11 protein-coding genes are annotated in these 13,886 nt (G+C 71.9%); 5 read left to right on the forward strand and 6 right to left on the reverse strand.

The annotated features are described in order from the left end of the window. Positions 1-8 precede the first annotated feature (8 nt). Positions 9-422: a Rieske (2Fe-2S) protein gene (locus tag AC5677_RS09965; RefSeq protein ID WP_497194657.1), complete on the reverse strand. Its 414-nt coding sequence runs from the start codon at positions 420-422 to the stop codon at positions 9-11. A gap of 247 nt (positions 423-669) precedes the next feature. Here AC5677_RS09965 and AC5677_RS09970 point away from each other — a divergent pair, with 247 nt between their 5' ends. Continuing rightward, positions 670-1,764, forward strand: a complete 1,095-nt coding sequence (locus AC5677_RS09970) for a LacI family DNA-binding transcriptional regulator (protein ID WP_497194658.1) — start codon at positions 670-672, stop codon at positions 1,762-1,764. After that, positions 1,761-2,729: a carbohydrate kinase family protein gene (locus AC5677_RS09975; RefSeq protein ID WP_497194659.1), complete on the forward strand. Its 969-nt coding sequence runs from the start codon at positions 1,761-1,763 to the stop codon at positions 2,727-2,729. Before AC5677_RS09970 ends, AC5677_RS09975 begins: the two co-directional genes overlap by 4 nt. A 63-nt stretch (positions 2,730-2,792) precedes the next feature. Here AC5677_RS09975 and uvrA read toward each other — a convergent pair whose 3' ends face one another. Continuing rightward, complete coding sequence (uvrA, locus tag AC5677_RS09980; RefSeq protein ID WP_497194660.1) at positions 2,793-5,792, reverse strand: excinuclease ABC subunit UvrA; 3,000 nt, start codon at positions 5,790-5,792, stop codon at positions 2,793-2,795. 286 nt (positions 5,793-6,078) lie between these two features. Further along, complete coding sequence (locus AC5677_RS09985) at positions 6,079-6,801, reverse strand: TetR/AcrR family transcriptional regulator (protein WP_497194661.1); 723 nt, start codon at positions 6,799-6,801, stop codon at positions 6,079-6,081. Between the two features lie 48 nt (positions 6,802-6,849). Here AC5677_RS09985 and AC5677_RS09990 point away from each other — a divergent pair, with 48 nt between their 5' ends. From AC5677_RS09990 to AC5677_RS10000, 3 genes are all read left to right on the forward strand, one after another. Then, a complete protein-coding gene (locus AC5677_RS09990) occupies positions 6,850-8,400 on the forward strand; it encodes an FAD-dependent monooxygenase (protein ID WP_497194662.1) in 1,551 nt (516 codons plus the stop codon). 116 nt (positions 8,401-8,516) lie between these two features. Then, positions 8,517-9,248 (forward strand): maleylpyruvate isomerase family mycothiol-dependent enzyme, encoded by a 732-nt coding sequence (locus AC5677_RS09995; RefSeq protein ID WP_497194663.1) that lies wholly within the window; start codon positions 8,517-8,519, stop codon positions 9,246-9,248. A 9-nt stretch (positions 9,249-9,257) separates the two neighbouring features. Continuing rightward, positions 9,258-9,914, forward strand: coding sequence for an MBL fold metallo-hydrolase (locus tag AC5677_RS10000; protein WP_497194664.1), 657 nt, complete (start codon positions 9,258-9,260; stop codon positions 9,912-9,914). A 59-nt stretch (positions 9,915-9,973) separates the two neighbouring features. Here the strand turns inward: AC5677_RS10000 and AC5677_RS10005 are convergent, their stop codons facing one another. From AC5677_RS10005 to AC5677_RS10015, 3 genes are all read right to left on the reverse strand, one after another. After that, the gene (locus AC5677_RS10005) at positions 9,974-10,957 is read right to left on the reverse strand and encodes a TerC family protein (protein WP_497194665.1); all 984 of its coding nucleotides are present in this window, start codon (positions 10,955-10,957) and stop codon (positions 9,974-9,976) included. Positions 10,958-11,251: 294 nt separating this feature from the next. Beyond that, complete coding sequence (locus AC5677_RS10010; protein ID WP_497194666.1) at positions 11,252-13,168, reverse strand: TerD family protein; 1,917 nt, start codon at positions 13,166-13,168, stop codon at positions 11,252-11,254. Between the two features lie 102 nt (positions 13,169-13,270). Further along, a complete protein-coding gene (locus AC5677_RS10015) occupies positions 13,271-13,849 on the reverse strand; it encodes a TerD family protein (RefSeq protein WP_497194667.1) in 579 nt (192 codons plus the stop codon). Positions 13,850-13,886 lie beyond the last annotated feature (37 nt).

Here is a 13,886-nt window from a genome sequence, read left to right on the forward strand (position 1 = left end):
GCGGCGGGTCAGCCCGCCACCAGCTTGCCGTCCTTGACCTTGACCGGGACCTCCTCCAGCGGGCGGCTCGCCGGGCCCTCGGCGACCTTGCCGGTGGCCACCTCGAAGCGGCTGCCGTGCAACGGGCAGACGCTCTGATCCTTCTCGATCTTGTTGAGGATCGCGCCCATGTGCGTGCACACGGTGCTGAAGCACTTGAACTCGCCCTTGGTGGGCTGCGAGACCATCAGCCGCTGCTTGCCGTAGAGCTTGGCGCCGCCGACCGGCACCTCCGAGGCCGGGCCCAGCTCGACCGCGGCGTCCGAGGCCGGCCGACTGCCCGAGTCCTGCTCCCCCGCACCGCAGGCGGCGGCGCCGAAGCACGCGATGCCCGCGAGCGCGGCCCCGCGCAGCACGGTTCGGCGGGCGGGGGACTGGCTCATGGCTGCTCCAAGGGTGATCTGCGGGTCAGAGGCCGGCGGCTCCCGACGATACCGGGGCGGGCTGTTCCGCTTCGGCGCGGGCCCGGCGCCCCCGCAGCGGCTCCCGCTCCGCCTCCTCCGGGCTGCGCCTCTTGACCGGGTCCCGAGAGTCCGGGGATGTACGTAAACGCTTACGCAAGCGTTTACGTTCGGCCCCGGATGCTCGTACTGTGTGGACGGCACGGCGGGCCCGGGGAGGAAGAGCCGGATGACAACGATGGTGGATGTGGCACGGCGCGCGGGCGTCTCCGTCGCCACGGTCTCGCATGTGCTGAACGGGACCCGCCGGGTGCGCCCCGCCACCCGTGGCGCGGTGCTCGGCGCCATCGACGAGCTGGGCTACACCCACAACACCCTCGCCCGTTCCCTGGTCACCGCCCGTACCCGCTCCATCGGCCTCGCGGTCTCCGCGATCAGCAACCCGTACTTCACCGAGATCCTCCAAGGCGTCGAGGCCGCCGCCCTGGAGGCCGGCTACAGCCTGCTCATCGCCGATCCGCACGACGACCCCGGGCACGAGCGCAAGGTCGTCCAGCTGCTGCACGAGCGGCGGGTGGACGGCGTGATCGTCGCGCCGTCCGCGGAGCCCTCGGAGATGGTCGGCTATCTGGTGCGGCGCAAGGTCCCCACGGTCTTCCTGGACCGGCTGGTCGGCAACGGTGAGAGTGACGGCGACGGCGACGAACGGGCGGGCCACGACCAGGTGTGCGCCGAGAACACCGGCCCGGTACGGCACCTCGTCGAGCATCTGGCCGACCTGGGGCACACCCGGATCGGGCTGATGGCCGGGCTGCCCGGGCTGAGTACGACCACCGAGCGCGTCCGCGGCTACCGCGAGGGGTTGCGCGCCCGCGGCCTGGAGTGCGCGCCCGAGCTGCTGGCCGACGGCAACTCCGAGGCGGACGGCGCCCAGGGCGCCACCGGCCGGCTGCTGGCCGCGCCCGAGCCGCCCACCGCGATCGTCACCGCCAACAACGCCATGACGATCGGTGCGTTGCGGGCGCTGCGTGAGCGCGGTCTGGAGGTGCCCCGCGATATCGCGCTCGCCTGTTTCGACGACTTCTCCTGGGCCGATCTGTTCGCGCCCCGGCTCACCGCGATCGCCCAGCCCAGCAAGGAGATCGGTGCGACGGCGGTCCGGCTGCTGCTGGAGCGCCTGGCGGATCCGGACCGGCCGTCCCGCACCGTCCGTCTGCCCTGCACCTTTGTGCACCGTACGTCGTGCGGCTGCCCCGAGGCCGCACCACCGGCCGCACCGCCGGCCACTCCCCCGGCCGCCCAGGAAAGGAACCGCATCCCGTGATCGTCGTCGCCGGCGAGGCGCTGATCGACCTCGTCCCCAGCCCCCAAGGTCCTTTGGGGAACGGCCAGTTGCCCGCGCTGCTCCCCCGGCGCGGCGGCGGTCCGTACAACACCGCGGTCGCCCTGGGGCGGCTGGGCTCGCCCACCGCGTTCTGCTCGCGGGTCTCGACCGACACCTTCGGCGAGGCGCTGCTGGAGGGGCTGCGGGCCGATGGCGTGGACACCCGCCTGGTGCAGCGCGGCGACGAGCCGACGACGCTCGCGGTGGCGGACATCAGCCCGGACGGCTCGGCCGGATACGGGTTCTATGCGGACGGCACCGCCGACCGGCTCTTCGCCCTGCCGCCCGCACTGCCGGACGGGGTCCGCGCGCTCTCGCTGGGCACCTGCTCGCTGGTGCTGGAGCCGGGGGCGAGCGCGTACGAGGCCCTGCTGCGGCGGGAGGCCGGGCGGGGGGTGTGCACGGCGCTCGACCCGAACATCCGGCCCGGCCTGATCCCGGACGCGGACGCCTACCGGGCCCGTTTCCGGTCCTGGCTGCCTCATCTGACGCTGCTGAAGCTGTCGGAGGAGGATGCGGGGTGGCTGGCGGGGGCCGGACCGGGCCGGCCGGACGGGGCCTGGGACGCCGCGGTCGCGGACGTGGCCGGGGAATGGCTGCGCCACGGCCCCGCGGCGATCGTCATTACCCGGGGCGGCGACGGACTTACGGTGCTGACCCGGGGCGGCGACGAGGTCAGCGTGCCCGGCCGCCGGATCGACGTGGTGGACACCATCGGCGCGGGCGACACCGTCAATGCGGCGCTGCTGCACCGGCTCGACGCCCATGACGCTCTCTCCCGCGACGGCGTCGCCGCGCTCGGTCCCGACGACTGGCGCGACATCCTCGGGTTCGCCGCGCACGCCGCCGCCGTCACCTGCTCCCGGGCGGGCGCCGAACCTCCGTACCCGGTGGATCTCGCCTGACGGGCATCGACGAAGCGGGGCGGACGCACGGCCCACCGGCCGGACCGTCCGCCCCGCTCGGCCTCAGGAGAGCCGACGGGCCTTCGCCGCCGCCTTCTTGGCCACGGCCTTCTTCGCCGCGGCCGTCTTGGCCGCGCCGACCTTGGTGGAATTCACCTTGGCCACCGTCTTCTTCGCCGCAGCCTTCTTCGCCGGCTTCCCGGACGTCGCGGCATCGCTGACCCGGTCGCCGAGGATCTCCCGCAGGAACTTGCCGGTGTGGCTGGCCGGGATCGATGCGATCTCCTCCGGCGTGCCCTCGGCGACGACCAGCCCGCCGCCGTTGCCGCCCTCGGGACCCATGTCGATGACCCAGTCCGCCGTCTTGATCACATCGAGGTTGTGCTCGATGACGATCACGGAGTTGCCCTTCTCGACCAGCCCGGACAGCACGGTGATCAGCTTGCTGATGTCCTCGAAGTGCAGGCCGGTGGTCGGCTCGTCCAGGACGTAGACCGTCCGGCCCGTCGAGCGCTTCTGGAGCTCGCTGGCCAGCTTCACCCGCTGCGCCTCACCGCCGGAGAGGGTCGGCGCGGACTGGCCGAGGCGCACATAGCCCAGACCGACCTCGTGCAGGGTCTTCAGATGCCGGGAGATGGTCGGCACCGCCTCGAAGAAGTCGAGCGCTTCCTCGATGGGCATGTCCAGCACCTCGGCGATGGACTTGCCCTTGTAGTGGACCTCCAGCGTTTCGCGGTTGTAGCGCGCGCCGTGGCAGACCTCGCACGGCACATACACATCCGGCAGGAAGTTCATCTCGATCTTGATCGTGCCGTCGCCGGAGCAGTTCTCGCAGCGGCCGCCCTTGACGTTGAAGGAGAAGCGTCCCGGCAGATAGCCGCGGACCTTGGCCTCCATCGTCTCCGCGAACAGCTTGCGGACATGATCGAAGACACCGGTGTACGTCGCCGGGTTGGAGCGCGGCGTCCGGCCGATGGGCGACTGGTCGACATGGACGACCTTGTCGACGAGGTCGTCGCCGTCCACCCGGGTGTGCCGCCCGGGGACCGACTTGGCGCCGTTCAGCTCGCGCGCCAGGTGGGTGTAGAGGATGTCGTTGACCAGCGTCGACTTGCCGGAGCCGGAGACGCCGGTGACGGCGGTCAGCACGCCGAGCGGGAAGGAGACGTCGATGTCGCGGAGGTTGTTCTCCTTCGCGCCGTGCACCGTCAGCTGCCGGGCGGGGTCGGCGGGCCGGCGGATGTCGGGCGTCGCGATGGACCGCTTGCCGGACAGATACTGCCCGGTGATGGACTCCTTGTTGGTCAGCAGCTCCTTGAGCGGGCCGCTGTGGACGACCTTGCCGCCGTGCTCACCGGCGCCGGGACCGATGTCGACGACCCAGTCGGAGGTCTTGATGGTGTCCTCGTCGTGCTCCACCACGATCAGGGTGTTGCCGAGGTCGCGGAGCCGTACCAGGGTCTCGATCAGCCGGTGGTTGTCGCGCTGGTGCAGGCCGATCGAGGGCTCGTCCAGGACGTAGAGCACGCCCACCAGGCCGGAGCCGATCTGGGTGGCGAGACGGATGCGCTGGGCCTCGCCGCCGGAGAGGGTGCCCGCCGCGCGGTTCAGCGAGAGGTAGTCCAGGCCGACGTCGACCAGGAACTTCAGCCGCTCGTTGACCTCCTTGAGGACCCGCTCGGCGATCTTCTTCTCGCGGGCGTTGAGCGTCATCTCCCGCAGGAAGTCGGCGCAGTCGCTGATTGACATGGCCGCGACCTCGGCGATGGAGCGCTCCTGCACCGTGACCGCGAGCACGATCGGCTTGAGCCGGGTGCCTTCACAGGTCGGGCAGGGCACCTCGCGCATATAGCCCTCGAAGCGCTCGCGGCTGCTGTCGCTCTCGGCCTCGCTGTGCCGCCGCTTGACGAACGGCACGGCGCCCTCGAAGGGCGTGGTGTAGGCACGCTGGCGGCCGTAGCGGTTGCGGTAGCGGACCTCGATCTGGGTCTTGTGGCCGTGCAGCAGCGCCTTCTTGGCGCGGGCCGGGAGGCCGGCCCAGGGAATGTCCGTACGGAATCCGAGGGCGTCCGCCAGCGCGTCGACCAGGCGGCCGAAGTACTCCTTGGTGTGGCCGCCCGACCAGGGGTGGATGGCGCCCTCGTCGAGGGAGCGGTCCTCGTCGGGGATGATCAGCTCGGGGTCGACCTCCATGCGCGTCCCGATGCCCGTGCACTCCGGGCAGGCGCCGAAGGGGGAGTTGAAGGAGAAGGAGCGCGGCTCCAGCTCCTCGAAGGAGAGGTCGTCGTAGGCGCAGTACAGATGCTCCGAATACATCCGCTCGCGCTGCGGGTCATCGGGGTCGAGATCGACGAAGTCGAGGATGACCATGCCGCCGGACAGACCCAGAGCGGTCTCGACGGAGTCCGTCAGCCGGCGCTTGGCGCTCTCCTTGACGGTGAGGCGGTCGACGACCACCTCGATGGTGTGCTTCTCCTGCTTCTTCAGCTTCGGCGGCTCGGAGAGCTGGATGGTCTCGCCGTCGACCCTGGCCCGGCTGTAGCCCTTGGTCTGGAGGTCGGCGAAGAGGTCGACGAACTCGCCCTTGCGCTCGCGGACCAGCGGGGAGAGCACCTGGAAACGGCTGCCCTCGGGCAGCTCCAGGACCTTGTCGACGATGGCCTGCGGCGACTGCCGCGCGATCGGCCGCCCGCACTCGGGGCAGTGCGGCTTGCCGATACGGGCGAAGAGGAGGCGGAGGTAGTCGTAGACCTCGGTGATCGTGCCGACCGTGGAGCGGGGGTTGCGGGACGTCGACTTCTGGTCGATCGAGACCGCGGGGGACAGGCCCTCGATGAAATCCACATCGGGCTTGTCCATCTGCCCGAGGAACTGCCGGGCGTAGGAGGAGAGCGACTCGACATAGCGCCGCTGCCCCTCGGCGAAGATCGTGTCGAAGGCGAGCGAGGACTTGCCCGACCCGGAGAGCCCCGTGAAGACGATGAGGGAGTCGCGGGGGAGGTCGAGCGAGACGTTGCGGAGGTTGTGCTCGCGAGCGCCACGGACGATGAGACGGTCGGCCACGCCGGTCGGCACCTTTCTTGGAGAGGGGCGGGAGCCGCGGCTCTGCGTCCGCCGCTCGGTGTGCGAGCAGAGGCGGCGGAGCGGAGCGGAGCCCCCGCCCCAGGGTATGGGGACCGCCGCGGCACTGTCTTTGTGATGCCTTAACGAGCCTATAGCACGTGCATTCGATTTACGGTACGCGCAAGCCCTCTTCACCCAAACGTGTGGCGGCCCCACAACCTTCCCGCCCCTCCCCCTCCCGGCGCACGCCGCCCCTCGACCCCGCCCGGCCGGTGATCGTCCGGCCTCAGCCGCCGGGCAGCGCCCGCTCCAGCACATCGAAGGTCCGCCGCAGCACCGCCTCCTGGTCAACGGCCACCTCGTCGACCGGGTCACCCCCGAGCTGCCGGGCCGCGGCCCCGGCGTACGCGACGCGGTACGCCGCGATGATCAGCGCCGCGGCCAGCCGCGCCTCCTCGGACGCACCGCCCGCACCGCCCGCAGTGCCCGCACCGTCCGCCCCAACACCCCCGGCCACCCCGCCCGCCGCCTCGTCCAGCAGCCCGGCCAGTGCGTCCTCCAGCTCCTCCACCGCCTCGCGGGCCCGCGCCCGCAGCGCGGGCGAGTCCAGCACCGTCCGCCAGAAGTGCGCGAACCCCTCCCCCACACCCCCCAGCGGATGCCGCCGCGCGAGCAGGTCGAGGACGAGCCGGCGCAGCGCGGCGAGCGGCGTCTCGTCCGCCGCGCGCTCCCGGACCGCGCGGGTGACCAGCTCCCGCCCTTCCGGGATCCGGTCGAGGAAGAGGTCCTCCTTGCGCGGGAAGTAGTTGAAGACGGTCATCGTGGACACCTCGGCGGCGCGTGCGACCTCGGCGACCGTGACGTTGTCGAAGCCGTGCCGGACGAACAGCAGGGTGGCCTCGCCGGAGATCCGCTGCCGGGTCCGCAGCTTCTTGCGCTCGCGCAGCGTCAGGTGCCCGTCCTCCTCCGCGTACCCGGTCCCTTCGCCGCCCAGCTCTCGTTCTCCCATGGCCATAATTTTAGCCGGAACAAATTTTTAGTGACTACAATCTCCCGCATGAGCCATGACGCAGACGTAGTAGTGGCAGGGGGCGGCCCGGTGGGGCTGATGCTCGCCTGCGAACTCGCACTGGCGGACGTAACGGTCGTCGTCCTGGAGCGGCTGACCGAAGTGGATACGACGATCAAGGCCGGGGCGATCAACTCCCCCAGCGCGGAGGCCCTTTACCGGCGCGGGATGCTGCCCGACCTGATGGAGGTGCAGCGCGCCGCCTTCGAGCGCTTCAGCGCGTTCATGCGGCAGCGGCAGGCCGCCGGCGCCTCCCAGGTGAAGCCGCCGCCGAAGTTCGCCGGCCACTTCGCAGGGATCATGCTGCGCGGCGACCTCCTGGACGAGTCGGACCCGGACTTCGGCGAGACCGGCCCGGCCGGCGACCTCGGCCTGATACCCCAGGAGGCCCTGGAGCGGCTGCTCGCCGCCCGCGCCGCCGAGCTGGGCGTCGAGCTGCGCCGCGGAGTGACCCTGACCGGCTTCGACGCCGGCGAGAACGGCGTACACGTCCACACCTCGGACGGCTCGCTGCGCACCGGCTGGCTGGTGGGCTGCGACGGCGGCCGCAGCACGGTCCGCCGGCTCGCCGGCTTCCCGTTCCCCGGCACGGACCCCGAGATCACCGGCCACCAGGCCATCGTCGAGCTGACCGGCGCCGACGCCCTGGGAACGGGCTGGAACTGGACCGGGACCGGCACCTATGTGCACGGCCCGATGCCCGGCCGGATCCTCACCGTGGAGTTCGACGGACCGCCCGCCGACCGCACCGCGCCCGTCACCGCCGAGGAGCTGCAGGCCTCCCTGCGCCACGTCTCCGGTGTCCAGGACGTCACGATCACCAAGGTCCACTCGGCCACCCGCTTCACGGACAACGCCCGCCAGGTGCCCGACTACCGCGCGGGGCGGGTGCTGCTGGCCGGTGACGCGGCGCATGTGCACTCGCCGTTCGGCGGACAGGGCCTCAACCTCGGCCTCGGCGACGCGATGAACCTGGGCTGGAAGCTGGCCGCCACGGTCAAGGGCCGGGCACCGGAGGGGCTGCTCGACACCTACACCACCGAGCGGCATCCCCTCGGCGCCTGGGTGCTGGAGTGGACCCGGGCCCAGGTGGCGCTGATGCGGCCGGAATCGCACACCCTCGCGCTGCGCGTGGTGATCGCGGAACTGACCGGCACGGTCGACGCCACCACCTTCTTCGCCAAGAAGATCTCCGGCGTCTGGCAGCGCTACGACCTGCCCGGCGGCCATCCGCTGACCGGCGGCAGCGCGCCCGACCTGGAGCTGTCCGACGGCACCCGGCTCGCCGGCCATCTGCACGACGGCCGCGCCCTGTTGCTCGATCTCGCGGACGACCCCGAGGTCCGCAAGCGCGCCGCCGGGTATGGCGACCGGGTGCGGCTGCACACGGCCGCCTGCCCGGCGCGGCCCGGCCTCGGCGGCCTGCTGGTGCGCCCGGACGGCTGCACCGCCTGGGCGGCCGACACCGATGACACGCCCGACGGGCTCGACGCCGCGCTGCGCCGGTGGTTCGGCGAGCCCGACCACGCGGCGGCCTGAGACGGGCGGACGGCGGCGCCTTCCGGCCCGCCGCCCGCCTTCCTCCGCCCCCCGCGTACGCCCCCGACCGCGCCGGCCGACTCCCCAACTCGGCCCGGTGGCGCTACTTTCGGAACATGACCACCACCCCGCAGGACTTCCCGCGCGACGCATCCGCCGTCCGTGAGGCCACCGACCGGCTCCTGGTCTCGGCCGGCAAACTGGACGACGAGGCGATCGCCGAACCGTCCCTGCTTCCCGGCTGGACCCGCGGCCATGTCCTCGCCCATCTCGCACGCAACGCGGACGCCCTGGGCAACCTCCTGACCTGGGCGCGTACGGACGTCCGCACGCCCATGTACGCGAGCGAAACGTCCCGCGACGCCGACATCGAGCGGGACGCCGACCGCCCGCTGGCCGACCACCTGGAGGACCTCCGGGAGAGCGCCGCCCGCTTCGACGCGGCGGCACGGGCCCTGCCGGACGACCGCCGGGGGTACCGGGTCGAGATGCGCAACGGCGTCGTCGAGCGCGCCGACCGGCTGGCGCTGCGCCGGCTGGCCGAGATCGAGCTGCACCACATCGACCTGGGCGTCGGCTACACCCTTGACCAGCTGCTGCCCGTGTTCGTCGAGGGCGAGCTGGGCTTTTTGACCGCGGTGAAATTCGCCGGGCATCCGGCTCTGCCCGCCCTGGAGCTGGTGAGCGACGACGGCCGCCGGTGGCCCACCGGGCGCACGGACACCGGGGCCGCACCCCTGGTGGTGATGGGTTCCGCGGCAGAGCTGGTCGGCTGGCTGACCGGCCGCGGCGACGGCACCGGGCTCGATTTCCCGGGCTCCGCACTGCCCGCCGTTCCCCCGCTCTAGAGTGGCCTCATGGGCTACAGCGGAGCAGTGAAGGTCGGCGGGGCGGCCGACGTGCACGAGCTGACCGACCTGATGATCTCGAAGGTCGCGGTCGGTCCGATGAACAACAACGCATATCTCCTGCGGTGCCGGGCCACCGACGAGCAGCTGCTGATCGACGCCGCGGCCGAGCCGCACACCCTGCTCGCGATGATCGGCGACAGCGGCATCGCCTCCGTGGTGACCACGCACCGGCACGGTGACCACTGGGGTGCGCTGCAGGAGGTGGTCGACGCGACGGGCGCGCGGACGTACGCGGGGCGGTACGACGCCGAGGGCATTCCCGTTGCCACGGACTTCCCGGTCGAGGACGGCGACACCATCAGCGTCGGGCACGTCCGCCTGACCGCCTGCCATCTGGTCGGCCACACCCCGGGCAGCATCGCCCTGGTCTACGACGACCCGCACGGCGCGCCGCATCTGTTCACCGGGGACTGCCTCTTCCCCGGCGGCGTCGGCAACACCCGGGGCAACGCCAAGGACTTCGCCAGCCTGATCGACGATGTGGAGACCAAGCTCTTCGACCGGCTGCCCGATGAGACCTGGGTCTATCCGGGCCACGGCGACGACACCACGCTCGGCGCCGAGCGGCCGCATCTGCCGGAGTGGCGCGAGCGCGGCTGGTAGGCGTTCAGCGTCGCGGCCGGTGGCCCCGTAGCCGTACGGGACCACCGGCCGCGTGGCCGTCAGGCGGGGACGTCGTCCTTGGCCTTCACCTCGGCGGCCGCCTGCTTCTTCGAGGCGTACAGGCTGGTGATCGTCGTGACGACGAGCACGGCGCAGATGACGCCCAGCGAGACCGGAATGCTGATCTCCGGAACGGCCACCCCGGACTCGTGCAGCGCATGCAGCACGAGCTTCACCCCGATGAATCCGAGGATCACCGACAGGCCGTACGAGAGGTGGACCAGCTTCTTGAGCAGCCCGCCGATCAGGAAGTACAGCTGACGCAGGCCCATCAGGGCGAAGGCGTTGGCGGTGAAGACGATGTACGGGTCCTGGGTCAGGCCGAAGATCGCCGGGATGGAGTCCAGCGCGAAGAGCACGTCCGTCGTGCCGATCGCCAGCATGACGATCAGCATCGGCGTCATCAGCCGCCTGCCGTTCTCGACGATGAACAGCTTGGTGCCGTGGTACGTGTCGGTCGACGGGAAACGCTTCTCGACCATCTTCAGGAAGCGGTTCTCCTCGAACTCCTCGTCCTCCTCCTCGGCGCGCGCCTCCTTGATGAGCTTCCACGCGGTCCAGATGAGGAACGCGCCGAAGAGGTAGAACACCCAGGAGAAGTTGGCGATGATCGCGGCGCCGGCGCCGATGAAGCCGGCCCGCAGCACCAGCGCGATCAGCACACCCACCATCAGCACCCGCTGTTGGTAGATCGCCGGGACCGCGAACTTCGCCATGATCAGCACGAAGACGAAGAGGTTGTCGACGCTCAGGGACTTCTCGGTGATGAAGCCCGCGAAGAACTCCCCGGCGGGCGCGGTGCCGCCGAAGAGCAGCAGCCCGAGGCCGAAGAGCGCGGCGAGCGCGATCCAGACACCGGTCCAGATTCCGGCCTCCTTGAGGGAGACCTCGTGCGGTTTACGGCCGCCGATGAAGAAATCGGCGGCGATCAGGGCGCACAGACCAAGGATGGTCAGCACCCACAGGGTCAGGGAAACGTCCACTGCTCCTCCGGCAGAGTCGTACGGCACTCACAGCGTCGTCGCTGCCGGAGGTCTCTTCCACCCGGATCCGCGCCGCTCGCGGTCGCTGCGCCGGGCCGACGCCCCGGGATCTCGTCACACTCGCAATCCGTGATGACGGGTACGTCGTAGCAGGGATAGCAGGAATACTCCCCTCCGCACCGAAAGAGTAAAGGAAGACCAAGGAAGAGTAAAGGGAAAGGTAAAGCTGCTGGTCAGAGGTGGGTTTTCGGGAGCTGGACGTGGGGGTGAGAGACCGGGGCAGGGCCTCGGGGCTCAGTGGCGGTGCGCGGGCCGGGCCTGGGCGAGGCGGCCGAGGACCTGCCGCAGGACCTGGCTTCCCTTGGGGACGAGCGGCGGCTCGTACGTCCAGGCGTGCCCGACCCAGGGGTCGGCGAGATGGGCGTCGGGCACCGGTGTGATCCGCATCAGGGACCGCCACAGCGGGTCCAGGACGGGGCCGTACTCCTGGGACTGGGCGCGGTCGGCGACCATCAGCAGATGAACCCCGACCGCGGGACCCTCATCGGCCAGATAGCGCAGCTGGGTGACGGCCCGGTCGTCGAAGCCGTGCGGGAAGTCGTGCACGATCAGCAGCTGCTGGGCGACGTCGATGTCCGGCGGCAGGGACTCCGCGGCGCGGTTGCGCACCGCCATCTGGACGAGGTCCACCCGCCGGGTCAGTGCCTCCAGGGTCGCGGCCACCCCCTGGGCGCCGGGCGCCGGGGGCTCGCGCAGCGCGCGGGACTCCAGCAGCGGGGCGAGCGCGGGCGCCGCCGTGCCCCCGGGGTCGATGACCTGGACGGCGAAGTCCCCGGCCGGATGGACGGCGAGCAGCCGGGCGGCGACCGCGACGGCGGTCTCCAGGGCGAGGCGGTTCAGCTCGGCCTCGTCCGGCGGCCCGTCGGCGAGGGCGCTGCCCAGCTCCCGGCGGGGGTACTCGCGCTCGAGGTCCAGGGCCTGGGCGTAGGCGGCCGGTCCGCTGTCGATCCACAGACCGCGCTCCAGGGGGAGCCGCAGGAGCATGGGGATGCGCAGGTCCAGGACCTCCGGGAGGTGCAGATCGCCCAGGCGGAGCGCCATCGGGGGCTCCAGGGGGACGTGATAGCCCTGCCATACGGGGCTGTCCCAGCGGGCATAGGCGGGCGGCAGCGCCGGCTCGACGACATCCGACTCGGCCGCGAGCTGGGCGAGGTCGCGGTCGAGGGCGGCGCGGGCCTGGGCCACCAGGGCGGCGTGCTTGTCGCGGGCGGTGGCGCGGGCGGCGTCGGCGGCGTCGCCCATGCGGCTGCGCGGGTCGGCGAGGGCCTTGTCGAGCTCCTGCTCCAGGCGGGACTCGGCGAAGTCGCAGGCGCTGCGGTAGGCCGCCACCGAGCGGGCCAGGTCCTCGAACATGCCCCAGACCTGGTTGTAGAGCCGCTCGTCCATGCTCCACCCGGCGGCGTCACCGGCCTTCGGGGCCGGCGGGCCGTCCTGTGGGGCGGGGGCGGCGGAGACCGCGGGGGCCGGGGCGGTACGCCGCTTGGGATGGTGGTAGTCGATGGGGCCGCCGCCACCCGGCGGCGCGGCGGCGGGGTCACCCGTGGCCGCCCCGGGCTGCTCGGCGCGGCCGGCCGCCACCGGGGCCGGCACCGCGCGGGCATGCCCCAGGCTGACCGCATCCTCGATCTCCGTGGCCAGCTCGGCCGCCTGCGGCAGCCCCTGGTCGCGCAGCATGGCCACCAGGCCGTCGGCGTACCCCTGGCCGACCGCCCGCACCTTCCAGGCGCCCTGCCTGCGGTACAGCTCCACGGCGACGACGGCCGCCTCGGTGCCCAGGCCGGTGATGGTGTAGCCGGCGAGCGGGCTGCCGTCGAGGCCGGTGACGGCCACGCGGGGCGCCGCGGCCGCGCCGAAACCGGCCGGTGAGCCGGCCCCGGTGGGCAGCGCTAGCAGCACGCTGACCCGGTGGACGGCCTCCGGCAGCGCGTCGAGATCGACCGCGACACGGTGCTCGGACGCCGCCTGGCGGGGGACCTCGACGCCGGTGCGGCGGGGCGCTCCCGGATGGGCCACCGCCTCGACGCCCGACAGCGTGCCCTGTGCATCGCCGAGCGTGACCCCGGCGATGACGGGACCGCCCGCGGTGATGCGGATCTCCACACGGGTCCGGTCCAGTGGATGGTTCTGCCCACGGACCAGCTCGGCCGTCATCGTTGTCTTCCCCCTGGTTGGCGTGCGTCCCGGGCCGGGCGTCGGGCGTGGCGCCCGGGGTGCTGCGGCGGCGCGGCCCGGTGCGCGCTGCCGCTGCGGTGCTCAGAGGTGGGGCACCATCGCGGGCACCAGGTCCTGGAAGGTGCGGCCGCTGGAGGGCTCGCCGATGGCGGTCATCGCCCAGCCGTTGCCCGAGCGGTGCACCTTGGACATGACCTGCGCGGTGTAGTTGCCGCCGCCCGTGAGGGTGTAGCGGGCCAGCTCCTGGCCGTTGGTCTCGTCGACCAGCCGGCAGAAGGCGTCCTGCACCTCGGCGAACGTCTGGCCGGTGAAGGAGTTGACGGTGAACACGATCTGGTCGATGTGCACCGGGACCCGCGCCAGGTCGACCACGATCGCCTCGTCGTCGCCGCCCTGGCCGGCGCCGCCGACCCGGTTGTCGCCGGTGTGCCGCACCGAACCGTCGTCGCTGATGAGGTGCTGGAAGAACACGACGTCGACGGGCTTCTTGTCGGCGAACAGCACCGCCGAGGCGTCGAGGTCGATCTCGTTGGTTCGCCGTCCGAACAGACCACGGCGCGGCGCCGAGCGCCAGCCCAGCCCCATCCGCACCGCGGTAAGGGTGCCTCCGTCGGACTTCTGCAGGCTGATGCCCTGCCCCTTGGACAAATTGACCGACACGCGCCGTCCCCTCTCCGTACTTCCCCGCCCGCTTTTC

The organism is Streptomyces sp. JLSY215, from assembly GCF_059682825.1.